This window comes from Streptomyces sp. TAA204 (assembly GCF_000424965.1).
Genome location: NZ_KE384282.1, coordinates 40,054 through 64,173, shown reverse-complemented (window position 1 = coordinate 64,173; position 24,120 = coordinate 40,054). Strand labels below are relative to the sequence as shown.

The window sequence follows — 24,120 nt, the reverse complement described above, 5'->3', positions numbered from 1 at the left end:
GTGCACAGAGGGAGCAGCAGCCAAGATCACGGCGTCCCGGAGCCATCTGCGTCACGCCGTCCCGAACCATGCGTCGAGCAGTCCCTCGACTACGGCTTCGCTGTGCTTGCGGTAGTCCCTCACAAATGCTCTGCCCTTGGCCACGAAACGGGTCCTGAGCGCTGGATCATGATCGATCGCGTCGATGATCTGCCGGAAGTCCCGTGCGGCCCGTTTGATGTCGTTCGGAAAGACCACGGGGTACAGCACCGTGTCCTCAAGCTCGTGGCCGGCGATGGGTGGCGGGGCGACGAACATGGCGGCGTTCCCGAGTTCGGGCAGGCTGCCGATCCGGTGAGCTACGACGGGGACTCCAGCTTCCATCGCTTCAAGGGCTACCCGTGGAAGGCCTTCAGGGCCGAGGGACGGCAGCAGCAGAATCCTGGTGCGTTCGTAGATCGGGGCGGGGTCGGGAGCGAACGGGGCTACCTGGACGTTCGGTGAGGGTGGTGCGTACGGCGGGACGTCGGGCCAGGTCTCCACGACAAGGTACGTGTCGCCGGGTCGCTGACGAATGATCTCGTCCCAGACGCACCGGCCCTTGATGGGGTGGTGATTGATCAATGCCAGCGCCCGCCCCTCGGTGCCCGGAGGCGTTGCGTTGACTCGCCTCTCGGGCAGGAGGTTGGGGAGAACCCGGGCCGTCACTCCGGTCTGGCTGTGCAAGGCGTCGGCGATGGTCTGGCTGACCGCGTGCACGCTGGCCTGCCGCAACAGGTTGTAGTAGCTCCGCACCTGGTCGGGCGGGTGGTCTTGGCTCGTGGGGTATAGCTGGTCTGTCACGAGCACGACTACGCGCCGACCGGTCGCGAGGCTTTCGTCCAGCACGGCGTGGTGCGCCTCAGTGAGGAAAACCGCGGACGAGTTAAGCAGGATCACGTCGGGGTCCAGTTGATCTACGAGGTCTCGCAGCGCTCGCCGGTAGGCGTTCGCCGACCCTGGGGCCGTGAGGAAGGTTTCGTGGACCGTGGTGTTCTGCACTACCCGGGTACTGCGTTCGATTTTGGGATTCTCTCTCTGAGCGATGCAGGCGAGGGTGGCCTGGTGCCCTCGGGCACTGACGCGTTGCAGTAGCTGGCGGACTTGCAGGAACAAGCCGTTGGTGAAGCCCTCGCGGGTGAAGTCGTCGACGCTCACAAAGACCGTGCCGGTCATGCGGTCACTCCTTGCGGGTCGCGGCAGCGGCGAAGCCGTCGAGCAAGGCCCAGAGCCGGGCGGCGAGCCGGCTGTCGGCAGAGGGTGGGCCGGTGACGCTGAGGGGAGAGGGAGCGAGCATTTTCAGGCATGCGATCGCTGAGTACAGGGCGAATACATGCTGCCGCTGGGGACCGTCGCACAGCGGCGCGGCAGCCTCCTCGATGCAGTCGGCCTCCGGCCCGCGCGCCAGAAGACCGGCGCGGGCGACAGCGAGCGGGTACAGGGCGTCGCCGAATCCGACCTCGTCCAGGTCGACGATCGCTGTGATTCTCCCGCCGTGCACGAGCACGTTCTGGTGGGTGGCGTCGATGAGATATGCCTCTGGGCTGATCGCATCGAACTCGGGCTGTAGCTCGTGGATGGTCCTGCGGATCTCTTCGATGGCCGGGGTCTGCCGCTGCTGGGGGGTGAGCTGTTCGACGGCGCCGATGTAGTACTCCCACAGCACGTCCGACCAGTGTGGGTGGCAGCGGCGGTCGTCGTAGCTGGCGACACCACCGTATCCGGGACCGGGCGGAAGTCTGCACACGCGGTGCTGGATATCGAGCAGGTCGACGGCAACGCTGCGCTTCTCGGCGGCCGTGAGGTCGGCGTAGACGTTGCAGAGGTCATCCCCTGGCGCCCGCTCCAGGAACATGATTGGCCACGACAGTTCCGACCTGGACAGATCCATGGACAGCACGCGGGGGACAGGCACTCCCACCTCAGCAAGCCGGCGTCGCCAATACGCGAATCCCGCGAAGCACTCGGCGCGGTCGTGTCGCGTGATCCGCGCTATCACGCTCTCGCCGGACGCCAATTCCACCGCGTACACGAAGTGGCTGCGGCCCATGGGAATCCGGCGCGCGGCCACGGCGTCCTGGCGCAGGCATCGGCGTACCGCTTGCAAGACCTCGTGCTCGGTCGGAGGCTTCATGGGACGAGCAGGTCTGCTGCGGCGAGCGGAATCACACTGAGGCTGGCGTAGCCCCGGAAGAATGACCAGGTCGTCTCGAAGTCGTCGGTGCTGACGATCAGTCCGGGCACGTCGAGGCAACCCGCGAGGTGACCGAGGCCGCTGTCGCACCCCACGAAGAGACGGCCGGACAGCAGACGAGCGACCATTTCGGGGAGATCAGCCCGTACATAGGTCACGTCTTCGCCGAGGTAGGCCTCGGTGTCGGGGCCACCGAGGACCCGCACTTTGTCGTGTGCCGCAACCTGGTTCAGGATCCGCCGGACGGAGTCTCGCGGAACCGGGGTACTGGAGCGCGCGTCGAACTGGCAATACACCACGCTCTCTTGAACACGAGGCGGCGGTGCGTGACGGAGGGACAGTGGCGGTACTCCGTGGCGCGCTCTCCCCCCGTAGGCATCAGTGACGGCGTGGTTGAACCGGTCAAGCCACGGGAGGCTCCACGAAGATCGAGCGAAGATCGCGTCGCCATTGACCGGCTCGATAGGCGAAGAGGCATACCTCACCCGCTCGCATGCGAACACCTCCACGACTTCAGCGAGGATGGGCGAACCGGTCACGGCAACCGACGCCACAGCATTGTCGCGGCAGTAGTGCTCCAGGCCGGCAACGATGCCCAGCGAATCGCCAAGGCGGTTGTGCCGGGCAAAGCACATCACGGTTCCCTCGGCGAGCGCCGTCGGCGGCATCTCCGCCCTCGATGGGGCTTCCGCATCATCGGCGAGCTGGTCACTGAGGCAATGCAGCCCGCGTTGGTTGCAGCGCCAAGTCCGGGGAGCTGCCGGGATGTCCACTGCGGGCTCGGCGTGGCCATCAACGAAATGCACCTCGTGGAAGCCGAACTCCTCGATGAGTTCACTGATCGCTGGTGGGCCGCTCACCTCGACTCGCTCCAGCCCATGCTTGCGGGCATATGAGGCCAGGCCGGCCGCCAACTCCACACAGTCACGGACAGGGATGTCGGCGACGGCGAAGCGTGCCGGCAGCTCCCCTGGACCGGGCGATAGGTGATTCACCGAGCCCCCTCGTACACGTCCGCGTCCAGATGCGCGGCATCGAACCGTCGCTTGCCCGTGAGCAGGTGCACGACCAGTTCTCTGGTGTGGAGATCGGAGAAGTACGGGTTGAGGGAGTACACCCGTATCGCCACAACCGGCTCGCCGGCCGGTGTATAGAACGCCGCGGAGGTCTTGCTCACCGCGATCTGTTCGGCTTCCGGCACGATTCGACGTGATAGCCAAGCGAACAGGTCGGAGTTGTACTGGTTTATCCTGCGCACCGAGTTGGCGTCTTCGAAGTCCTCCTCGGCAGCGGCCGGGTCGCCAGGCGGGTAACAGCGCACGAACACATCCGGGCCGTACGAATCCTTGTTGATGGCTTTCGCGTCGAGACCGGCCAGAGCTGTCAGGTGGCGCCGAAGGGCTTCGGCTGTCTCAAGCGCGTGACCAAGCAGTTGCCGCATCCCCTCCTTGCCCAGGGCCTGCAGGCCGACCCAGGTCGCGACCATGTTCGCCGCCGACCGAGACGTCTCCAGCGTGAACGTCCCCGGGTTGTAGGCGTCCTTGTCGTGGAACAGCGGCGTCATGACTCCGCCGTCGCGGCGTAGCCGCGAGAAGTCTTGTCCATCCCGCATGACGATCATGCTGGACGTGTACGGCGCGAACCCGGTCTTGTGAAAGTCGGTTCCGAACGAGTCGGCGTGCCGCACCGTCTTCAGGCGTTCCACCAGCAGTGACAGCTTGGCGACCACCGGGCCGCTGAAGCCGAGGGGATTGCGATGCAGGTCATAGTCGACGAAGCAGAGGTAGGCCCACCCGACGACCGTGTCGGCATGCACGTGGGGCGTGTAGTCCAACTCGTATTCGGCGGCGAGTCGATCGCGCATCCCAGCGATCGCGGCGAAGTCGTCGACGGCCATGTTGGAGGTCGTCCCTCCTGCGCCCACAATGCATGCCAGCCGCTGCCCGCGTACGAGCACGTCGCGACAGGCCGCCTCCATCGACCCCAGATCCGTGGTCTGGTCGGGATGCGACGCCGCGGCTATGTAGTTCCGAGTACCGATCCCGAGCCACGCGCACGCCGACTTCTGCGAGTAGTGCGCAGGCCACGAACCCACGACGGCGAGCCCGGGCTCCAGCCCACGCTCTGCGTGGTCGGGCTGCGCCTTGGATATGCCGACGTTGATCGCGTACAAGTTCGTCGCCGTACCGCCGAAGGTGAACAGGCCGCCGGCCCGGCCCGGGTCGTATCCCGCCAACTGCGCCAGCGCCCGAGCGCATGACAGTTCAGCGGAGAGCGTCTCTGCCGCGTCCTCCCCGGTGACACCGTTCGGCATGAACAACGACACCGCGCACCACGCCGCCAGGCTTACGAACGACGGCGGCGGAACGATGTTCTTGGCGAACATCTGGTGATGCACCTTGACCGACCCGGCCAGCCAATCTGGCAACTGGCTAAGAACATCCTCCGGAGCGATGAGGCCCTCTGGCAGGCTTCCATCGCCCAGTGATGAGCGCCGATTCCCCCGGCCGCGTGGGTACACCGGCCCCGCTCCCTGATGCCCCAGCGCCTCATCGAGAGCACAGCGCACGAGCTCAACCAGCGCCTCCGCATTGCTCCCATCGGGACGCAGAAACAGGCTGGCACGCCAGGACTCGAACTCCTCTGAGCCCCAGGAGGGATCAGTTTTCATCGAAAGTCCCAACAGCTCGGAAGGGCCCAACGACCGCGCTCACCGCCCGGCATTCCCGTAGAGCTTCATTCGCTCAGGCCGGGGAGCGCGCCTCCGACCGGACACAAGGTCCTCGCAAGCGACGGCGATGGACCACACCAGATCGTCGCGTTGACGACGCAGAAGCGCGACGCGCTCCGCAGCTCCAATCCCGCTCCCGAACAGCCGCTCTGTGTGCAAGGTCCGGAGCGTCAGCACCGAGAGTCGGTCAAGCGCCGAGCCGATCGACTCTGTGAGGGGAGGCACCTCTTCTTTGGCTGCCCACGTCTGCCCCAATATCCCGTCCGCCTGCTCGATCAGTGCGTGGCGAAGGTCGTTGAGTTCGTCGATCTCCCGCTTAATGGCGGGGATCTCCCCGTCCCCAGCTTGCCGGACCCGGTCCTCGGCATCCCACTGCTGACTGTTGACCGCATGGAGTCGGCCCAGAGTGTTCAACAGCTCCGGCGAGCAAGAGAACGGCATGCGGGTAAGAGCATCCTCGCACCAATCGCGTTGCCCCTTTGGCGCCTCTGATGCATCCGTAAACTTCGCAGTGCGGGGGTCATTTGCAGACTTACCGGTGTCTAGACCCAGCTGAGCGGGAGTGGTCATCTGTAGTGATCTACTTTCGGTTTCTCGTTGGGATGGTCTTCAGGGAGCCCGCAAACGGAGACAGCCTTGAGCCGACCGCAGGGTGTCAAGGATGAGTGCGGACGTGCTGTTCCCTTCGTTCAATCCCCGGCCGCACCAGCGGATTCCGGTCCGCGCTCACGCCATCGGACGACGGTAAGTACACGAATCGCTCTCTCAGGCTGCTTGCCCCTTGAGCGTGGCGACGTCCCGGGCCCGCTCTTTCAGTTCGCGCACGGCGCGGACCTTGGCGTAGGGGACGATGCGTCGACGCATGGTGTCGAAGTGCTCGTCGCCTCGTGACGTGCTGAGCTGCGTGTAGTCGTCCAGGAAGGCGTTCCATGTGGCGCAGGCTGCGTCCACGTGTCCGAGTTCGAACTGGCGCTGTGCGAGGAGGGCGTTGGAGTGCACTCGGCCTTGGCGTTCCTGCTTGGGCTGGATGCGCAGGGACTCCTGCATGGCAGCGATGGAGCCGGCCAGGTCCTTGAACTCGTAGAGGACGTGGGCCACATGGAACTGGTAGGCGCTTGCGTCGTATCCGCCGACGGCGTCGCGCCGACCGTCGGCTTTGGACAGCGCCGTTTCGGCCTCCTGCAGTCGCGCCATTGCCCTGCGGCGGCTGCCGGTCATCGACTCGGCGTGTGCCTGCTGTCCGGCGAGGAATGCCTTCAGCCGGGGGCCGGCCTGGGGTGATGCTTCGGCGGCCGAGTCTGCGAGCGTCAACGCCTTCGTGCCGTAACCCAAGTTGGAAGCCTGGAGGCTCATGCCCCGCAGCGTCCTGCAGTAGGTGACGTGATCCTCGGCGGCCCCGGCCAGCTTGAGCGCCTTGACGTAGTAGCGCTGTCCGAGTCCGTGCCGACGCTCGTACATCGCCATCCAGCCGGTCAGGTAGACGAGGTCGGACGCGGCGGCGAGCATGCTCTTGCGGACGCTCTCACTGGCTGATGCCTTCAGGTACGGCGTGACAGTGTTGACGAGGAACGCGGCGGCCATCGGCCGCGCATGGCCGCCGCCCAACTCATCGAGGATGTCCGCGATCCTGTCGGTCATGGACCGTACGGTCGCCACTTCCCCTTCCCCGATACGGGCGGTACGCGAAGGGGCGGCTGTCGCGGACTGGGCGAAGACCTCTTCGAAGCCTGGTACTGCGAGGGCTGCGGAGTACACGCCAGTGGTGAGCACGGTCCGGCGTGATGGGTCCATGTCCTGCCTTCCGACGTCGAGCAGTTCGGAGACAGTGTCACCCTCGCTGGCCGCGTCGTCGGACCGTTCAGATGCCAGACCGGCTTCGGCCAGTGTCACCGGCCGTTTCAGCTTCCTCGACAGGGTTTCGGCGATGATGGGCCTGACCTGCTGCTTCGGCATGGTTCCCGCGACCCAGTGGGATACGGCGGTCTGGTCGTACCGAAGGAACATGCCAGCCTCCGCTCCGGTCCTGTTCACGGCGGAGGCCATCTGCGTTCGAGACCATCCTGCCTGGTCAAGCAGGGTGGCGAGCGCGGTATTTCGGGTGCGTGCCATGTTCAACTCCCGGCAGCTTTCATGGCTTTCATGCTTTGCCCTTCCCTCAACGCTACCGGTCTCGTAGCTCTGAGGAGTTACCTCGTCGCAGGCAATCACACGATCCGGACGAGGTACACATGGCTACCCCCACGACGGGATGGACTCCGCCCACCGGGCGGGACGTCAAACTGACGCACGCGGGCGTGCACTGGGAGGCCGTGCGGGCACCGGAACGTATCGGGCGCCCTGCCCTGGCCATCCTCGGCGAACTCTCCGGCGCGGTCATTCACGACCCGTTCACCCCCTGCCTGTACTGGCTCATCCCCCTCGGGACGGCCGCCGACTGGAACTTCCCGGACAGCACCCGCGTGCACGTCCTGGGCAGGACGAGTTGGCTTGCCGTGCCGCCCCGCGAGTTCGTCGGCGTGCCCGGACTGCGCTGGGCCCGTCCCGTCGAAGACGGGCACCTGCTGACTCCGCCAGAAGCGCTGCGCGCGGCCCTCGCCTCGGCCATTGCTCAACACTGCGGCCCACGCGAGGTGATGGCGGGGTGAATGCCGTCGAACCGCCTGCCGCTCAGCTACGCATCGCGCTTGCCCGTGCCGGGGAATTGTGGGACGCCGTGCGTGTCTCAACCGACGTCGGCATGCAGGTCATCGCGAGGTTGGGTGAAGTGTGCGGCTCCGTCGTATCCGATGGAATCAGCATGTGGTTCTTCGTCCAGCCGGGCGAGGGCCGCGGTCTGGTCATGCCCGGTGTGACCATCTACCTCGGCGGGGCGCATGTACTGATCCCCGCTGACGATGTGACCGCGCCGCCCGGCCCTCACTGGGCACGCACTGCCGCGCAGCGGTGTACGCCCGCGGCACACCTGCTTCTGGCAGTGCAGGAGTCGGCACGGTGAGCGAACGAGACGCCTATCCGGGGCACTGCTCGTGGCACGACTCGTGGGCCAAGGACGTTGCCCTGATCCGCATCTACGAATGCGGATCAGGCCCGGCCGGCGGCGTATACGCCTGTCTGCCCTGTGCACGCCAGCTCGCCGCACGGCCCACGGCTACGCAGACGCTGCGCATCGAGGTCGCCGCTTTGGAGAAACGCGCCGCAGCCCGCGGAGAGAGCGAATGAACCAGGCACCCGCACTCGCGCAGACCATGCACGTCGGCCCGCTGGGCATCCGCGTCGGCGACCTCACCGTGCTGGACAAGACACGTCTCGAAGTCGTCGACATGACCGTCGCGGGGAGCACGGGCAAGCTGCTGCGTTTCCACGACGGGACGACGCTCGAACTCCGGCTCGGTGACGTACTGCTGGTCCACCGCCCCACAAGTCCCCGTCCCGGGGCGGCACACACCCCCGGGACGGGATGAACGATGCCGAAGGAACCGGTCTGCACGTGCGGGGCGCAGATGAAGCGTCTCGACGCGGAGGGCAATCGTGGCCTCTACCGCTGCCCCAAGTGCAAGCGGGCCACGACCAAGACGAAGTGACTCCGGCACAGCGACTGCCTGTTCACGATGCTCGTCATCGTGGTCGACGACGCCGTGGGGTCGGAAAAAGCTGACGGGTGTGGCCATGTTCAAGGCATGGTGCGGTCGGGAGTGGTTGTAGGCGTGTACCCAGCTGTCGATCGCTTTCTGGGCCGCCGCCAGCGACTCGAACGGCACCACGTGATCGAGGAACTCCGGGCGCTGAGTGCGATGAAACGCTCGATCTTGCCTGTGGTGGTGGGCGAACGCGGCGGCTTGGTGAGGCGCTGGTTGATGCCGTTCTCCCGGCAGATGCGCTCGAAGAGCACTTCCACCGGCTGTGGACGGGTGTGACGGGCCGTGAACTGCTTGCCGTTGTCCGTCAGAACATCGAAAGGCACCCGTAGCGGCGCATCGCGACGGTGAAGGCCGAGCACACCGCCTGGGCGCTGGGCACGGCCACGACGGAAGCGATCACGACGAACCGGGAGTGGTCACGGTTGAGGAGACGAGGCGCAAGCGCTTCGGATGGCACATCAAGGGCCTGGTGAGGAAGGGGCTTGCCATGGCTGCCCGTGAGACCGTCCACGGCATCTCCAGCAGTATCGGCAGTCTCGCGGTCGCGGTGGTTGTGTGGTGGTTCCAGAATCGGTGACTCAGGTGCCGAACCATCCGCCAGCAGTCCTCGATGTCTCCGTCCCTGGTTGAGCCGGGCCTGCCCTGCATCGCTCATGGTGAGCTGCTGAAGTGCAAGCGATGCCAAGCTGACTCACGAGACTTGATCAGAGGGGCGGGCCAGCGGAGAAGAACGACATGAGGCTTCGCGTCAGTCGGGTTGCTTCGCCGAGGCCGTACCAAAGCCCTAGGAGGACGTACGCAGTCACCACGAAGGCCACTACCGCCAGAGGCACTAGGAGTTCGGCCGGCGCACCCAACCCTGCGAGGAGGAGCGCGAATATTGTGACGGCGATAGCCGACCAGAGACAGGCTTTGGCCAGTCGGCGGCCATCGAGGCGGTCGGGCTCGATGGCCGCTTCCTCCGGTAGCTCCGCGGGCGGCAGCATCTGGGTGAATCGATCAGCTGCGATGCTTCCAGCAATGAGGCCAGCCAGCGTGCCAAGCTTCCGCGCTGAAGCCGCCCGGTCTTGGATGAGGCCATCCGCTGCTTGCATCACCGCTGCCTCTACGAGTTCCGCGTGTCTGAGGAGTTGCTTGCGGAGCCCACCGCGGTTCCCGAAGTCGGAAGCGGCGTTCCTGGCAACTGTTCGTAGGGGCAGGCCGAGCTCGGCGGCCTTGGCGCTAAGCCGAGTGGCCTTCGTGTACCGGCCGCCATCCACCGCGATCAGATCAGCACTGGCGGTGAGGAGGGCGAGCGCCAGGTATAGCGGCTTGTAGAGGCGAGGTATGTTCTCCCCCCGCCAGGCCGAAATGATCCAGAAGAGGGCGAGCAAACCCAGCGTAGGCGTGATTGAAACCCAGGGGTCAGCGTTCGGTCCGAAGACGTACTCGGTGTAGGTAGGGCAGCGGTCTTCGCCTGTGGTGAGCAGGCCGCCTGGCCTGCATGTGGCCGAGCGCGTTACCACAGCGAACAGGGCCAGCGCTGCAAAGAAGATCGCGAGCCCTCTCAGCCTGCGGAGGTACGTCCACCGATGGTAGCCGAGTGCCTTGCGGATCGCTGAAGCGTTGAAGTCGATGCCCAGCTCGGCTGCAGCCTTCTCGGCAGGAACCACCTGCTTCTCAACCCAGCGGTGGTGTAGACGCAACAGCGGGTGCCGCCATGCTGGCAGGTTCGTTTCGCTCTCCGGTTCCCCCACGTTCAGCAGGGTAGTGGGAGGTACTGACATGGGGGCGTTACGCCCCCGCTGCGCTGTTGGGCACCGAACAGTCGGATAGGGGCCGGGTTTCGGTAGGTCTCGAGCCCTGCCGTTCCCTTGGCGTGCCAGCGTTCATGGGGGCGGGTTGGCGTGTCGGCGACGGCCGAAAAGTGGTTCTGGATCACTTTCCGTGCTGGTGCAACGGAGGGTCACCACATCCGCGATCATGAACGGTCGTGGGTGATGTGCTTCTCCAGGACTTATGGTTCCACCGGTTCCAAGACGTTCTGATCGAAAACGTGGCGGTAGACGGCGAGTTCGTACTGGTACGGGCCCGAGCAACGGCTGGCCTGGCCGACTGCCCCGACTGCGGTGTGATGTCGTCCCGGGTGCACAGCAGGTACGTGCGTCGTCTGGCCGACAACGCGGTCGGCGGTCGCCCAGTCGTGATCGAATTGCAGGTCAGACGGTTCCGGTGCGGCGAAGCCGCCTGCCCTCGGGCCACGTTCGCCGAGCAGATCAGCGGGCTGACGTTCCGGCACGGGCGACGGAGCATGGAACTGCACACGACCCTGGGACAGCTGGCACTGATGCTCGCCGGCCGCGCCGGCGCCCGGCTCGCGAAGTCCCTTGCAGCCAGGGCAAGCCGCTCCACCCTGCTGCGGCTGATACGTCGGCTGACGGAACCGCAGACCAAGACCCCGCGGGTCCTGGGGATCGACGAGTTCGCCCTGCGCAAGGGGCACATCTACGGCACCATCCTGGTGGACATCGAGACCCGACGCCCGGTGGACCTGCTGCCCAGCCGGTCCGTGGCGACAGTTGCCCGATGGCTGGCGGACCATCCCGGCGTGGAAGTGATCTGCCGCGACCGCTCGGTTGCCTATGCCGAGGCCGGGCGGATCGGCGCCCCCGACGCCACACATGTGGCGGACCGGTGGCACATCTGGAAGAACCTCGTCGAGGCGGTCGAGAACACGGTCGTCCACCACCGGGCCCTGCTGCGGGAACCGCCGCCTGATCTACCGGACTTGGCACCGGCGCCGCTGGACACGGCGAAGCTGGACGCACGCAGCGACGGCCCGCGCCGGTCGGGCCGGCTCTCCGACCGTATCCGCGAACGACACGCGACCGTCCACAGGCTCCTCGAAGAAGGTGCCGGACTGCGGGCCATCGCCCGCCAACTCGGTCTGGCCCGCAACACCGTTCGCCGTCTGGCTCATGCCGCCAGCGCCGATGAGCTGCTGGTGGGTCAGTGGACCGGCCGCACCAGCATCCTTGCCCCCTACAAGCCCTACCTGCACCAGCGGTGGGCCGAAGGGATCACGGTCGCCCGCCATTTGTTCCGCGAGATCCGCGAGCGTGGCTTTGCGGGCAGCGAGGAAGTCGTCAAGAAGTACGTCCGCGAGCTGCGTGCGGTCTTCCCTCACTCAGATCCTCCCCGGAAGAAGCCGTCGGTGCGGGATGTGACCAGCTGGATCACCCGGCACCCCGACAGCCTCGATGACGACCAGGCCCAGCAGCTCAAGGAGATCCTGGCCCGCTGCCCCGCGCTTGACCAGACCGCCGAGCACGTCCGGGCCTTCGCCGAGCTGATGAACAACCGACGCGGCAAGCACCTCAACGAATGGATAGCCCGCGTCCAGGACACCGACCTTCCCGCCCCGCACACCTTCCTCGCCGGTCTGCGCCAAGATTTCAACGCCGTGGTCGCCGGCCTGAGCCTGCGCTACAGCTCCGGCGCCGTCGAAGGACACAACAACAAGATCAAGATGCTGAAGCGTCAGATGTTCGGCCGGGCCGACTTCGACCTGCTCCGCAAACGCGTCCTCCTCGACGCAGCAAGCCGTTCATGATCGCGGATGTGGTGACCCTCCGTTGCACCAGCACGGAAAGTGATCCAGAACCACGATTCACCCGTCGCCGACAGATCAGCCCAAACAACGCACCTTGTAGCGCCTGGGCATCTCGCAACCAGCTCCTGCTCCGCCGTCGGCGGCATGAGGCGGACGTTGGTGATGAACCACCGACGTGCGGAAGGAAATCTGCCACGTGCGTCAGCGGCGGCGCGATGTGAGGCCGTGGGGTTCACACGATTAGGTGATTTGAGCTTGAGTTCCGCTCAGGACTGCACGTTGGAGTAGTGCGATCTCGCCCCAGTAACCTTCTGCGTCGAGGCGTTCACGGACTACATCGTCGGTGACCTCAGCCAGGGCGCGCGGAGCGTTGGGCGGGAACCGAGCACGAACCACCCAGCAGGAGTGGCGGCCAGTTCGGACCGTCGCGGTCGTGGTGGCGAGACTGATCTCCATGTCGGCCATCGGCCCCGGGCGCCATGCTGACATCGCCGGCATCACCGCCAGATGCACGGATGCGGCGCGACAGACGCTCAGGCGCAGGTTGTCGCCGAGGCCATCGCGCCCTTCGGGCCGGTGCCTCCGCTGGCCTCGCCGAACTTCTTAAACCTGGCCGACCTGCCGGCCGCGCTCGGTGCAGCCCGGGTTATGGGGGCGTACTCGGTGGGCCGCGAGGGCCTACGTCAGAGGAGCGCCAACCCACAGCACACCCTGTACCAGCTCAGCGTCGCGGTGTTGTGTTCGCGAGCCCGTGCCATTTGCGTGCCATAAGTCGCCTTCCTCTGCACTCGATTGTGCTGCGGATGCGTGAGCGATGCGTGAGCGGACGAGTCGTCACCCGTCCGGACGAGGCGGCCTCGGCCACCCCGCGCATTGTCTCTGATCAGGTACGTAAGGCTCAGACGGGACAGTGCAGCACTCGGCGTCACGATCCGGCGTGGACTTTTAATCCATTGGTTGTGGGTTCGAGTCCCACACGGCCTACTCTCCGAAGCCCTTGGTGCGGCTCTGACCTTCACGTTCGGGCCCCTGCCGGTTACCCCGGCCGGGGCCCGTCGCCTTTTCCGGGCCCCGGACGGACGGGCGGGTCAGCGCAGTCCGGCGAAGAGGTCTCTCTCGGGTACGGCCGCGCCGGTGGCGTCCTTGACACGTACGAAGGTCTCCATGCCCATCAGTTCGCCGAACCTGTCCTTGCCCATCTTGAGGAAGAAGATGCTCTCGCCCTGACTGGCGTGCGCGGCCAGAGCGTCGAACTTCTGGCCGCTGAACGCGGTGGTGTCCACCCACGTGGTGACCTGGTCGTCGGGGAGGCCGATCTCGGCCATCGCGGCGGCCTCGGCGGGGTCCGGCTCAGGCATGTCCTCGTGGAACTCGCGCAGGGTCTTCTCGAACTGCTGCATCATCGAGTGGGGCATCGTCGTCCAGTACACCTTCGGCGTCAGCTCGGTCATCTCCAGCGCCGCCATCGTGATGCGGTGGGCCTGGATGTGGTCGGGGTGGCCGTAGAAGCCGTTCTCGTCGTAGGTGACGACCACATCGGGCCGGTAGTGCCGCATGAGTTCCGCAAGCCGGGCGGCGCCTTCCTCCACGGGGGTCCGCCAGAACGATCCGGGGGCGTCGTTGGTCGGCCAGCCCGTCATCCCGGAGTCGGCGTAGTCCAGCATCTCCAGATCGCTGACCTTCAGGACGTCGCAGCTCGCCATGAGTTCCTGGCGGCGCATCGAGGCGACGGCCGCCGGATCGTGCGCGGGGTCGCCCGGCTTGACGCCCCCGGGGCCGTCACCGCAGCCGCCGTCGGTGCACGTCACGAGAACCGTGCGGATGCCTTCCGCCGCGTACCGCGCGAGGACCCCTCCGGTTCCGGTGGCCTCGTCGTCTGGGTGGGCGTGTACTGCCATGAGCGTCAAAGGCCGGTCAGTCATGGAAGAGTCCTCCTGCGGGAAAGCAATCCTGGTCCGGGTGAGCGGGGTACCGCGATCCTGTCGCCCCGGAGCCTGGTGGGGCGGACGGCCTCGTGGCCTCCGTGTTCCCCGCCCGTGCGGCACCGGTCCCTCGTACGGTGCAACCGTGCCGACCGGACCGGCTGTTCCCGGCGCGGCCAGGCTGCTTCGCCTTCCGTGTGCCGCGGCGTTTCCACGTGAACAAGGCACAGACGTCATCTGCACCTCTCGGCGCCACGTCACCCTGTGCGCAGGTGCGCACGCACTCCCTGCAGGCCGAACAGGATGAGGAGTTCGACCGTGCCGCCGTCGGCGCTGCCCAGCCAGTGCGGCATGGACGTGTCGAACTCGGCGGCCTCACCGGGCGGCAACGTCAGGTCCCGTTCTCCGAGCACCAACCGCAGCCGGCCGTTGAGCACGTACAGCCATTCGAAGCCCTCGTGCGTCTGCGGGGTCGGTTCGAGCGGTTCCGGCCGGGCCGGGATGATCATTTTGAACGCCTGTGTCCCGCCCGGCCGCCGCGACAGCGGCACGAAGGTCATCCCGAAACGCCGCACCGGCTTCAGGTGAATACGCGGATCGCCGGTACGTGGGGCACCGACGAGATCGTCCAGCGGAACGCCGTAGGTACGGGCGAGCGGCAGCAGCAATTCCAGGGTCGCCCGGCGCTGTCCGCTCTCCAGCCGGGACAGGGTGCTCTCCGACACCCCCGTTGTCACCGAGAGGTCGGCGAGTGTGATGCCCCGGTCGCGCCGCAGCGCACGCAGCCGCGGCCCCACCGCGTCGAGCACCTCCGCTGTCGGGTTGTCCGCCGCCGGCCCGTCCATGGGGGCAGCTTGCCATAACCGCAAGATTTCTCGCCCCTTCCGGGTGCGTCCGGTGACACTGACGGCATTCCGACCGAAGGGGTCTCGATGACCACGACCGATGCGGCCACGTTCTGGGACGGCGTCTACGCGGCCCGTCCGGCAGCCGTCGACCCGCAGCCGAACGTCCGGCTCGTGGAGACGGTCACGGAACTGCCGCCCGGCGCCGCGCTGGAACTCGGCTGCGGCGAAGGCGGCGACTCACTGTGGCTGGCCAGGAGGGGGTGGAAGGTCACAGCGGTCGACATCTCCTCCGTCGCCGTCGAGCGGCTCGCCGAGCACGCCCGCTCACTCGGTCTCGGCGACCGGGTCACCACCGCGCCGTACGACCTGCACGAGTCCTTCCCGCAGGGCCGGTACGACCTGATTTCCGCCCACTACCTCCACACGCCCCACGACCTGGACCGGGCCGCTGTCCTGCGCGCGGCCGTGCACAGGCTGCGCCCTGGCGGGCGGCTGCTGGTCGTCGACCACGGCTCGACCGCGCCGTGGTCGTGGAATCAGGATCCCGACGTGCGGTACCCGACCCCGCAGGAGGTCGCAGCGGGTATCGGCCCGGACCCGGCGACCTGGACGGTCGAGCGGGCCGACGCACCCCGTCGGACCGCGACCGGGCCGGACGGACGTACCGCCGAGGTCACCGACCACGTCCTGGTCGTCCGCCGCTCCGTCTGACCCTCGGCGTGAGAGCCGCGCCCCGTCGAAAGGCAGGACCACCGTGCCCACCACCTCCCGCCGCAGTGACACACCGCCACCCCGTACCGGAAACACCGAGGCCGAGGTTCTGCGCGGCTTCCTCGACTACCTGCGGACCTCGATCGCCGGGAAGGTCGACGGCGCCCCCGAACCGCAGGTACGGACGGCCGGGGTGCCCTCCGGCACGAACCTGCTCGGCCTGGTCAACCACCTCACCTTCGTCGAGCGCTCGACGTTCCTCGGAGAGGAGGTCACCGACTGGCAGGCGACGTTCCGGGCGGCGCCCGAGGACAGCGCCGCAGCCGTCGTCGCCCGCTACCGGGAGACCGTCGAGCGGGCGAACAGGGTGCTCGACGGGTGCGCCGACCTCGGCGCACCCGTCCCCCGTGCCCGGCGGGGCCGGCCCGCTCCCAGCGTGCGCTGGGCACTCACTCACATGATCGAGGAGACGGGCCGCCACGCCGGTCACGCGGACATCCTCCGGGAGCTGATCGACGGCGGTACGGGGCGCTGACAACGGGGCGACTGGGCGACTGTGCGCCGGCTCCGCGCCTTCGGGGGCGGGAACGGTGCCTATGCGTCAGAGGCCGGGTGCAGGGTCCGCGTGAGCCAGTCGGCGCGCGCCCTGCGTGCCGCTGCCGAGACCCGTACGTGCGGGTAGAGCGCGTCGAAGCCGTGGAAGCCTCCGGCCCAGACGTGCAGTTCCGCGTTGCCGCCCGCCGCCCAGATCCGGGTGGCGTAGTCGACGTCCTCGTCGCGGAAGACCTCCGCGGAGCCGGCGTCGATGTAGGTGGGCGGCAGGCCGCTGAGGTCTTCGGCCAGCGCGGGGGAGACGTGGCGGGGGACGTCCTCGCCGTCGAGGTCGCCGAGGACCGACCGCCATGCGAACTCGTTCATCTCGCGGGTCCAGACGGCCGGCACACCGGAGAACTGCCGGCTGGAGACGGTGTCGTTGCGGTGGTCGAGCATGGGGCAGATCAGTACCTGTGCGGCGATGGCCGGGGTGCCGCGGTCGCGTGCCGTGAGTGCGACTCCGGCGGCGAGGCCGCCACCCGCGCTGGCGCCGGCGACGATGAGGCGGTCGGGGTCGATGCCCAGCTCGCCTGCGTGCTCGGCGACCCAGCGCAGGCCCTCGTAGCAGTCGTCGAGCGGGGCCGTACCGGCGGCTTCCGGGGCGAGGCGGTAGTCGACGGAGACCACGACGGCGCCGAACTGGTCGAGCCACTCCAGTGGGATGTCGAGCTGCGAGAAGCGGTCCCCCATGATCATCCCGCCGCCGTGCATCCAGTAGACGCACGGCAGCCGGGACGAGGGGTCGGCTCCTGCGGGGCTGATGACCGTGAGGGGGATCTGTGTGCCGTCCGGGGCGGGGACGGTGACCTCGCGCCGTGAGACCGCGCGGTCCTGGAGGAGTGTCCCGACCGGCTCCGACGGTATCTGCCGGAGCTGCGCGAGCACCTCGGGGCCGAGCTCGGACACGAGAGGCATCTCGGCGAGCTGTGCGTGCAGTTCGGGGTCCAGGCCGGGGCGTGCGGGGGTGGCGGTCATGGCTGAGGTCCTTTCAGGGGCGGACTGCCGGGTGGTGTGGTGGAGGGTGGTGCGGCGGAGGAGGGTGACTGCCGGCGGCCGGCGGCCGACCGCATGCCTGCCGGGGAGCGCTCCGGGCAATGCCGCCGGTGCGGACGGACCGGAGCGGGGATCACAGCTGTGGCCGGCGCTCCCGGAGGACGGCCTTGCCTCCGACCGGCACATGGTCGGTGTACCGGGACTCCGCAGCCAGCAGCCCCTCGATCTGCGACACGACGGCCTGAGCGGCCTCACCGGCGAAGACACGGTGGTGGTCCGCTTCGCTGGTCCACCCCTCGGTGACGTGGACGACGTCCGGGTCGGACGCCGAGCGGCAGACGAGGTAGACCAGGCAGTACTCGCTCGCAGCGGGGCTGCCCTCGTCCAGGCCGCTCAGCAGCAGGCCGACGAGTCGGTCGCCCGTTCCGGGCCTGGCGGTCAGGGTGGCGCTGAATCCGTATTCCGCGGTCACGGCTTCTCTCCTGTCGGATGTGTAGAGGATGATCAGAACCGGGAGCCGGTTGTCGGCCCGTAGGATTCCGGTGACTCCATCAAACAGCTGTGAGCTGGGAATACGGTAGAGCGATCGTCGCGGGAGCTTGCATGATCCTCTAATGAGGGGGATCAGGCAGCGGCCGGGTGTGGTGCAATCGGAGTATGCATCTCGACGAGCTGACCACGTTGCTGGAGCGGCACGCGCGGCCGGACTGGACCACCGACGTCGACGGCGTTCTCGTCTCCAGGGTCGAGCGGCCGGACCCGCCGTCGCCGTCCATGACCGGCACGGTGCTGGCGGTCATCGCCCAGGGCACCAAGCGCCTCGCGCTGGGCGACAGGGTCTACGAGTACGGCGCCGGGCAGTACCTCGTCGCGTCGGTCGACCTGCCGGTCACCGGCAACTTCACCGAGGCCGGCCCGGAGTGCCCGGCGCTGGGGTTCGGGCTCGTGCTGGAGCCGTCCGCCGTCGCCGAGGTGCTGCTGCTGGCGGGGGCGGGGGACATCCCGCGCACCGGCGGCGGCGCGCCCTCCGGCATCGCCGTCAGTGATGCACCGGATGAGCTGCTGGACGCGGTGATCCGTATGCTGCGCCTGCTCGACGGGCCGCCCCGCGACCGGGCGGTGCTCGCGCCCCTCATCAAGCGCGAGATCCTGTGGCGTCTGATCACCGGGGAGCAGGGCGGCATCGTGCGCCAGCTCGGGCTGGCCGACAGCAGCCTCAGCCATATCGCGCGAGCGGTGCGGTGGATCCGCGACCACTACGCGGAGGCGTTCCGGGTCGAGGACGTGGCGCGGCTTTCGGGCATGAGCGTCTCCGGTTTCTACCGCAGCTTCCAGGCGGTGACCGCGATGAGCCCCATCCAGTTCCAGAAGCAGATCCGCCTGCAGGAAGCCCGGCTGCTGCTGGCCACCCGCCCGCACGACGTCACGGGGGTCGGCCACCGCGTGGGGTACGACAGCCCTTCGCAGTTCAGCCGGGAGTACCGCCGCCAGTTCGGCGTGCCACCCAGCCAGGACGCGACGCGTCTGCGCGTCCCGGCCGGCGCCGCGGCGGCCGCCGTCCTGACCTGACGTGGCGTGGCCGCTCGTCCACGGGACCGGGTGCCGCGACCGGCACCGGACTCCGGGCTGTGCACGCCGAGCCCGGCACTGGCGGAGAAAGGCGCTTGCACCTCACGTCACGTAAGGGCTCATCGTGAAGCGCGTACCGAGGAAGGAGCGGAAGTGAGCTACTCCGTGGGACAGGTCGCCGGGTACGCCGGAGTCACCGTGCGCACCCTGCATCACTACGACGAGATCGGGCTGCTGGCACCGGGCGAACGCAGCCGTGCCGGCCACCGGCTCTACAGCGCGGCCGATCTCGACCGGCTGCAACGTGTCCTGTTCTACCGGGAGCTGGGCTTTCCGCTCGAAGAGGTGTCGGCCCTGCTGGACGACCCGGACGCGGACCCGCGGGAACACCTGCGGCGGCAGCACGAACTGCTGTCCGTCCGGATCGAGAAGCTGCAGAGGATGGCCGCCGCCGTGGAACGCGCGATGGAGGCACGGAAGATGGGCATCGATCTCACCCCCGAGGAGAAGTTCGAGGTCTTCGGAGACTTCGACCCCGACGAGCACGCGGAGGAGACGGAGCGGCGCTGGGGCGACACCGGCGCTTACCGCGAGTCGCAGCGGCGTACCTCCTCCTACACCAAGGAGGACTGGCTGCGGATCCAGCGGGAGCAGGAGGAGTGGGGCCGGCGGTTCGTGGCCCGGATGGAGTCGGGCGAGGGTCCTCAGTCCGAGGCGGCGATGGAGCTGGCGGAGGAGCACCGGCAGCAGATCTGCCGCTTCTACTACGACTGCACGTACGAGATCCACACCTGTCTCGCCGAGATGTATGTCTCCGATCCGCGCTTCACCGCCTACTACGAGGAGATCAAGCCGGGGATGGCGGAGTATCTGCGGGACGCGATCCTCGCCAACGCGGTCCGCAAGGGCTGATCCGGGCCGCCGTCCCGGCCGCGGACACGCACGACGGTCTCGTGCCGCAACCAGCGATGCGAGACCTATGCGTCAACGGCGCCCAGTGAGCGTGCCGTCCAGGCGGCGTGGCGGCGGCGGAGTTCCTCGGCGGTGAGGTCGTGGCGGCCGAGGCTCGCGTAGTTGGGGACCCAGGTCTCGACGGTGCTGTGGGAACGGGCGAGGGTGTGCAGGTCCCACAGCGCCGTGTCGGCTGGTGGCGTGCCGGACGCGTCCCGGTAGGCGGCGAGGAACGTGTCTGCGGTGGCGGTTTCGGGGCCGTGCAGCAGCGCGAGATCGAGCCGGCACCAGCCGGTGTCGAACCCGCGCGGTGCCAGGCTCGCACCGGACCAGTCGATCACGCCCGTGAGCGCGCCGTCCCGCCACAGGACGTTGCCCGACCAGTAGTCGAAGTGGGACAGCACCCGCGGCTCGGCGGCGAGCCGTTCGGCGTGCCTGTCCAGCACTGCCGTGGCCGGGCCTGTGCCGCTGCGGGTGGCGGTCATGCCGTCCCGGAAGCCGGTGAGCCGGCTGCTGTGGACGGCGTGCAGCCGGGCGAGGGCGCACCCGAGGGCGGCGGCCGCGGCGTGTGGATCGGCGGGGGTGATGTCGGCCCGCCCCGGGAGCCGGGTGGTCAGGACGGCGGGTGCACCGCACTGTTCGCCGTGCGGGTCGACGCCTATGAGGCGCGGGGCGAAGCCTCCCAGCCCGTCGAGCGCCGTCAGGACCTTCTCCTCGCGGGCGGCGGCGTCGTCGCCGGGCGGGAAACGCCGCAGTACGACCTGCTGTTCCGGACCGGCCGTCTTCAGCAGGTGGGTGGAGGCGTGGGTGCCACCGGTCAGGGGCCGAACTGCGCGCACGGCGGCGCCGGGGCCGAGGAGTTCTGCGACCCAGGCCAGCGCCGCGGCCGACGGATCGGGGGACGGCAGCGAGTTGCCGTACGACGGGTACGGAGGAGAAGCAGACACAGCATCACCCCAGCACGCGCAACGGGCGACAGCCAGCGAATTCCCGAGCCCGGCGGCCGGTCTTCGACCTGCCGGACATGCCTTCGCGCCTTGCCTGGACACGATGGCGTCACCGTTCGAACACCCACTTAGACCACGCGGGTCAACATCCCGCTCCTGGGCCCTCCCCCTCGGTGCGCCCCGTAGGAGCCGGGCCGTGCTCCGCACGATGTTGGTGGCCGTCGTGCCGGACGGCGGACGGCGGACGGCGGAGGGACGCCGCGGGAGAGCGAGGGGCTTCGGATGGCTGAGCTGTACATCGACGGCGAATGGACCTCGGCCGTCTCCGGCGGCCTGCGCGATGTGGTCAACCCCTTCGACGCGTCGGTCATCACCCAGGTCGACGAGGCCGACGAGACGGACGTCGACCTGGCCGTACGGGCGGCCAAGCGGGCCTTCGAACGCGCGGACTGGGCGTGGGCGCCCTCCAGGCGGCGCGCGGACGTGCTCTACCGCGTCCACGAACTGCTCCTGCGCGACGTGGAACAGCTCGCCCGTATGGAGACCCTGGACACCGGAAAGACGGTGGCCGAGGCGCGGCTCGACATCGAGGACATCGCCGACGCCTTCCGCTACTTCTCCGAACTCGTGGGCAAGGAGGCCGGCCGGATCGTCGACGTCGGCCCTGACGTGCTCAGCCGGGTCGTCCATCAGCCGGTCGGGGTGTGCGCGCTGATCGCGCCGTGGAACTACCCGCTGCTGCAGGCCTCGTGGAAGGTGGCGCCCGCGCTCGCGGCCGGCAACACCTTCGTCCTCAAGCCGAGCGAGACCACGCCGCTGACGACGATCGCGCTGATGGGCCTGCTGGAGGAGGCCGGCACGCCGCAGGGCGTGGCCAACCTCGTGCTGGGCGCCGGGAGTACCGTCGGCGCGGCCATGACCTCCCACCCCGAGGTCGACATGGTCTCCTTCACCGGGGGACTGGCGACGGGCCGCAAGATCATGGCGGGTGCCGCGGGCGGCGTGAAGAACATCGCGCTGGAGCTGGGGGGCAAGAATCCCAACGTCGTCTTCGACGACGCCGACTTCGAGGCCGCGCTCGACTACGCCCTGGACGCCGCCTTCCTCCACTCCGGCCAGGTCTGCTCGGCCGGCTCGCGGCTCATCGTGCAGAGCGGCATCCACGACGCGTTCGTCACCGAACTGGCCTCGAGGGCCGAGGCGATCCGGCTCGGCGACGGGCTGGAGCCGCTGACCGAGAGCGGTCCGCTCAGCTCCGCCGAACACCGGGCGAAGGTCGAGGACTACCTGGAGATCGCCCGTATGGACGGGGCGCGGCTGGTCACCGGCGGACGGCGGCCCGACGACCCCCAACTGGCCCGCGGGTTCTTCCTGTTGCCCACCGTCTACGTGGACTGCAAGTCCTCGATGCGCATCGTGCAGGAGGAGGTCTTCGGGCCGGTGGTGACCGTCGAGCGGTTCCACACCGAGGAGGAGGCGGTGGAGTTGGCCAACGACACCCGGTACGGGCTGGCGGGCGCCGTGTGGACGAGCGAGGCGGGACGCGCCCAGCGCGTCGCGAACCGGATGCGCCACGGCACCGTGTGGATCAACGACTTCCATCCCTACGTACCGCAGGCCGAGTGGGGTGGCTTCGGCCGCTCCGGCATCGGACGTGAACTCGGGCCGACGGGGCTGCGGGAGTACCAGGAGGCCAAGCACATCTACCACAACCTCTCGCCCGCTCCCTCCGGTTGGTTCAAGGGATGAGCGACGGCAGCAGGAACGAGGAGACCTACGACTACGTCATCGTGGGCGGCGGCACGGCCGGCTGCGTACTGGCGGCCCGGCTGACCGAGGACCCCGAGTGCCGTGTGTGCGTCATCGAGGGCGGCCCCAGCGACGTCGGCGACCAGCGCGTCCTGAGGCTGCGCAACTGGATCAACCTGCTCGACTCGGAGTTCGACTACCGGTATCCGACGGTCGAGCAGCCCCGCGGCAACTCCCACATCCTGCACTCACGGGCGCGGGTGCTGGGCGGCTGCTCCTCCCACAACACGCTCATCAGCTTTCTGCCCTTCCCGCAGGACCTCCAGGAGTGGGTGCGGCGCGGCGCGGCGGACTGGGGCCCGGGGACGGTGCTGCCGTACCGGCAGCGCCTGCAGACCACCATCCGTCCCGTCGCCGCCAAGGACCGCAACCCCGTCGCCCACGACTTCGTGACGGCCGCGGTCGACGCCCTGGACGTGCCCGTCGTCGAGGACTTCAACGCCCGGCCCTTCACCGAGGGCGCGGGCTTCTTCTCACTCGCGTACGACGCCGCCACCGGAATGCGTTCCTCGGCGTCGGTCGCCTATCTGCACCCGGTGCTGGACCGTCCCAACCTGACGCTGAAGCTGGAGAGCTGGGCGTACCGGCTGCTGCGGGACGGGAGCGGGCGGCTCACCCGCGTCCAGGCCGGCCACGGCAGCGGCGGCACCGGCACGGGAGGCGGACCCCGCACCGGCACGGTACGGGCCGAGCGTGAACTGCTGCTGTGCGCCGGTGCGATCGACACCCCGCGGCTGCTGCTGCACTCCGGCATCGGCCCCGCGGGCCAGTTGCGCGCGCTCGGCGTGGAAGTGCTCGGCGATCTGCCGGGTGTCGGCGAGAACCTCCTGGACCACCCCGAGTCGGTGATCGTGTGGGACATCGCGGGGCCCCTGCCGCCGAACTCGGCCATGGACTCCGACGCGGGCCTGTTCGTACGCCGCGACGGCCGGCTGCCCGGCCCCGACCTGATGTTCCACTTCTACCAGGTGCCGTTCACCGTCAACACCGAGCGCCTCGGCTACCCCACGCCCGAACACGGTGTGTGCCTGACGCCCAATGTGCCCAAGGCCCGCTCCACCGGCCGCATGTGGCTGCGCAGCGCCGACCCGGGGGACAAACCCGCCCTGGACTTCCGCTACTTCACCGACCCCGAGGGCTACGACGAGCGCACCATCGTCGACGGTCTGCGCGTCGCACGCGAGGTGGCGGCAACCGGGCCGCTGCGCGAATGGCTGCTGCGGGAGGTGGCCCCCGGCCCGCATCTCACCACGGACGAGGAGCTGTCGGAGTACGGGCGGCGCGCCGCCCACACCGTCTACCACCCGGCGGGGACGTGCCGGATGGGCGCGGACGACGATCCGGCGGCCGTGCTCGATCCGGAGCTCCGGCTGCGAGGGGAGGAAGGCGTACGCGTCGTCGACGCATCGGTCTTCCCGAGCATGCCGACCGTCAACCCGATGGTCACCGTGCTGCTCGTGGCCGAGCGCGCGGCGGATCTGATCACCGGCCGGGCCGGGCCCGTACCGGGAGTAGCCGGGGGAGTGGAGCGCTGATGTCCGACGCAGGCAGGCAGGGTGGCGCGGGAAGCCCCGGAAGCCCCGGAAGCCCCGGAAGCCCCGGA

At 68.4% G+C, this 24,120-nt stretch carries 23 protein-coding genes and 1 pseudogene; 11 read left to right on the top strand and 13 right to left on the bottom strand.

Going from position 1 to position 24,120, the window contains the following annotated elements; all coding sequences use genetic code 11:
• Nucleotides 1-51 precede the first annotated feature (51 nt).
• The 6 genes from H343_RS0126640 to H343_RS0126610 form a co-directional block, all read right to left on the bottom strand.
• Nucleotides 52-1,194 (bottom strand): glycosyltransferase family 4 protein, encoded by a 1,143-nt coding sequence (locus tag H343_RS0126640; RefSeq protein WP_028433618.1) that lies wholly within the window; start codon nucleotides 1,192-1,194, stop codon nucleotides 52-54.
• Between the two features lie 4 nt (nucleotides 1,195-1,198).
• On the bottom strand, nucleotides 1,199-2,152 hold the full coding sequence (locus tag H343_RS0126635; protein ID WP_028433617.1) for an aminoglycoside phosphotransferase family protein: 954 nt from the start codon (nucleotides 2,150-2,152) through the stop codon (nucleotides 1,199-1,201).
• Nucleotides 2,149-3,126: a hypothetical protein gene (locus H343_RS33045; RefSeq protein ID WP_486587064.1), complete on the bottom strand. Its 978-nt coding sequence runs from the start codon at nucleotides 3,124-3,126 to the stop codon at nucleotides 2,149-2,151. Before H343_RS33045 ends, H343_RS0126635 begins: the two co-directional genes overlap by 4 nt.
• 77 nt (nucleotides 3,127-3,203) lie before the next feature.
• Nucleotides 3,204-4,883, bottom strand: coding sequence for a pyridoxal-dependent decarboxylase (locus tag H343_RS0126620; protein WP_158679623.1), 1,680 nt, complete (start codon nucleotides 4,881-4,883; stop codon nucleotides 3,204-3,206).
• Nucleotides 4,884-4,922: 39 nt separating this feature from the next.
• On the bottom strand, nucleotides 4,923-5,384 hold the full coding sequence (locus H343_RS0126615; protein ID WP_028433614.1) for a DUF4254 domain-containing protein: 462 nt from the start codon (nucleotides 5,382-5,384) through the stop codon (nucleotides 4,923-4,925).
• 324 nt (nucleotides 5,385-5,708) lie between these two features.
• Nucleotides 5,709-7,052 (bottom strand): NsdA family TPR-like regulatory protein, encoded by a 1,344-nt coding sequence (locus tag H343_RS0126610; RefSeq protein WP_028433613.1) that lies wholly within the window; start codon nucleotides 7,050-7,052, stop codon nucleotides 5,709-5,711.
• 119 nt (nucleotides 7,053-7,171) lie between these two features.
• Between H343_RS0126610 and H343_RS33040 the strand changes: the two genes are divergently transcribed.
• The 4 genes from H343_RS33040 to H343_RS35700 all read left to right on the top strand — a co-directional run bounded on the left by H343_RS33040 (nucleotide 7,172) and on the right by H343_RS35700 (nucleotide 8,404).
• Nucleotides 7,172-7,588, top strand: a complete 417-nt coding sequence (locus tag H343_RS33040) for a hypothetical protein (protein WP_051266117.1) — start codon at nucleotides 7,172-7,174, stop codon at nucleotides 7,586-7,588.
• Between the two features lie 152 nt (nucleotides 7,589-7,740).
• Nucleotides 7,741-7,938 (top strand): hypothetical protein, encoded by a 198-nt coding sequence (locus H343_RS33035; RefSeq protein ID WP_037905340.1) that lies wholly within the window; start codon nucleotides 7,741-7,743, stop codon nucleotides 7,936-7,938.
• Nucleotides 7,935-8,162 carry a hypothetical protein gene (locus tag H343_RS35105; RefSeq protein ID WP_037905337.1) on the top strand — a complete coding sequence of 76 codons (228 nt, stop codon included), beginning with the start codon at nucleotides 7,935-7,937 and terminating at the stop codon, nucleotides 8,160-8,162. Before H343_RS33035 ends, H343_RS35105 begins: the two co-directional genes overlap by 4 nt.
• Complete coding sequence (locus tag H343_RS35700) at nucleotides 8,159-8,404, top strand: hypothetical protein (protein ID WP_028433612.1); 246 nt, start codon at nucleotides 8,159-8,161, stop codon at nucleotides 8,402-8,404. Before H343_RS35105 ends, H343_RS35700 begins: the two co-directional genes overlap by 4 nt.
• A gap of 120 nt (nucleotides 8,405-8,524) precedes the next feature.
• On the opposite strand, the pseudogene H343_RS34600 reads toward H343_RS35700, so the two are convergent.
• A pseudogene (locus H343_RS34600) lies at nucleotides 8,525-8,999 on the bottom strand (integrase core domain-containing protein); the annotation flags it as partial.
• A 286-nt stretch (nucleotides 9,000-9,285) separates the two neighbouring features.
• Nucleotides 9,286-10,317, bottom strand: coding sequence for a hypothetical protein (locus H343_RS0126570; RefSeq protein WP_158679622.1), 1,032 nt, complete (start codon nucleotides 10,315-10,317; stop codon nucleotides 9,286-9,288).
• Between the two features lie 299 nt (nucleotides 10,318-10,616).
• Here H343_RS0126570 and H343_RS0126565 point away from each other — a divergent pair, with 299 nt between their 5' ends.
• Nucleotides 10,617-12,173 carry an ISL3 family transposase gene (locus H343_RS0126565; RefSeq protein WP_486587063.1) on the top strand — a complete coding sequence of 519 codons (1,557 nt, stop codon included), beginning with the start codon at nucleotides 10,617-10,619 and terminating at the stop codon, nucleotides 12,171-12,173.
• A gap of 1,088 nt (nucleotides 12,174-13,261) precedes the next feature.
• Here H343_RS0126565 and H343_RS0126560 read toward each other — a convergent pair.
• Both H343_RS0126560 and H343_RS0126555 read right to left on the bottom strand, forming a co-directional pair.
• Nucleotides 13,262-14,095, bottom strand: a complete 834-nt coding sequence (locus tag H343_RS0126560) for a PIG-L family deacetylase (RefSeq protein ID WP_028433608.1) — start codon at nucleotides 14,093-14,095, stop codon at nucleotides 13,262-13,264.
• A 257-nt stretch (nucleotides 14,096-14,352) separates the two neighbouring features.
• Nucleotides 14,353-14,940, bottom strand: a complete 588-nt coding sequence (locus H343_RS0126555; RefSeq protein ID WP_028433607.1) for a helix-turn-helix domain-containing protein — start codon at nucleotides 14,938-14,940, stop codon at nucleotides 14,353-14,355.
• An 87-nt stretch (nucleotides 14,941-15,027) separates the two neighbouring features.
• Here H343_RS0126555 and H343_RS0126550 point away from each other — a divergent pair, with 87 nt between their 5' ends.
• Complete coding sequence (locus H343_RS0126550) at nucleotides 15,028-15,654, top strand: class I SAM-dependent methyltransferase (RefSeq protein WP_028433606.1); 627 nt, start codon at nucleotides 15,028-15,030, stop codon at nucleotides 15,652-15,654.
• A gap of 43 nt (nucleotides 15,655-15,697) precedes the next feature.
• On the top strand, nucleotides 15,698-16,189 hold the full coding sequence (locus H343_RS0126545) for a DinB family protein (protein WP_028433605.1): 492 nt from the start codon (nucleotides 15,698-15,700) through the stop codon (nucleotides 16,187-16,189).
• 59 nt (nucleotides 16,190-16,248) lie between these two features.
• Here the strand turns inward: H343_RS0126545 and H343_RS0126540 are convergent, their stop codons facing one another.
• Complete coding sequence (locus tag H343_RS0126540) at nucleotides 16,249-17,223, bottom strand: alpha/beta hydrolase (RefSeq protein WP_037905332.1); 975 nt, start codon at nucleotides 17,221-17,223, stop codon at nucleotides 16,249-16,251.
• A 151-nt stretch (nucleotides 17,224-17,374) separates the two neighbouring features.
• Nucleotides 17,375-17,713 (bottom strand): antibiotic biosynthesis monooxygenase, encoded by a 339-nt coding sequence (locus H343_RS0126535; protein WP_028433603.1) that lies wholly within the window; start codon nucleotides 17,711-17,713, stop codon nucleotides 17,375-17,377.
• A 185-nt stretch (nucleotides 17,714-17,898) separates the two neighbouring features.
• Here H343_RS0126535 and H343_RS0126530 point away from each other — a divergent pair, with 185 nt between their 5' ends.
• Both H343_RS0126530 and H343_RS0126525 read left to right on the top strand, forming a co-directional pair.
• Nucleotides 17,899-18,810: an AraC family transcriptional regulator gene (locus tag H343_RS0126530; RefSeq protein WP_028433602.1), complete on the top strand. Its 912-nt coding sequence runs from the start codon at nucleotides 17,899-17,901 to the stop codon at nucleotides 18,808-18,810.
• 153 nt (nucleotides 18,811-18,963) lie between these two features.
• A complete protein-coding gene (locus H343_RS0126525) occupies nucleotides 18,964-19,722 on the top strand; it encodes a MerR family transcriptional regulator (RefSeq protein WP_028433601.1) in 759 nt (252 codons plus the stop codon).
• 65 nt (nucleotides 19,723-19,787) lie between these two features.
• Here the strand turns inward: H343_RS0126525 and H343_RS0126520 are convergent, their stop codons facing one another.
• A complete protein-coding gene (locus H343_RS0126520) occupies nucleotides 19,788-20,708 on the bottom strand; it encodes a phosphotransferase (protein ID WP_199779002.1) in 921 nt (306 codons plus the stop codon).
• Nucleotides 20,709-20,990: 282 nt separating this feature from the next.
• Here H343_RS0126520 and H343_RS0126515 point away from each other — a divergent pair, with 282 nt between their 5' ends.
• Together H343_RS0126515 and H343_RS0126510 are read left to right on the top strand one after the other, a co-directional pair.
• Nucleotides 20,991-22,457: an aldehyde dehydrogenase family protein gene (locus tag H343_RS0126515; RefSeq protein ID WP_028433599.1), complete on the top strand. Its 1,467-nt coding sequence runs from the start codon at nucleotides 20,991-20,993 to the stop codon at nucleotides 22,455-22,457.
• Nucleotides 22,454-24,052, top strand: a complete 1,599-nt coding sequence (locus tag H343_RS0126510; protein WP_028433598.1) for a GMC oxidoreductase — start codon at nucleotides 22,454-22,456, stop codon at nucleotides 24,050-24,052. The genes H343_RS0126515 and H343_RS0126510 overlap by 4 nt, the downstream gene beginning before the upstream one ends.
• The last annotated feature ends 68 nt before the right edge of the window (nucleotides 24,053-24,120 follow it).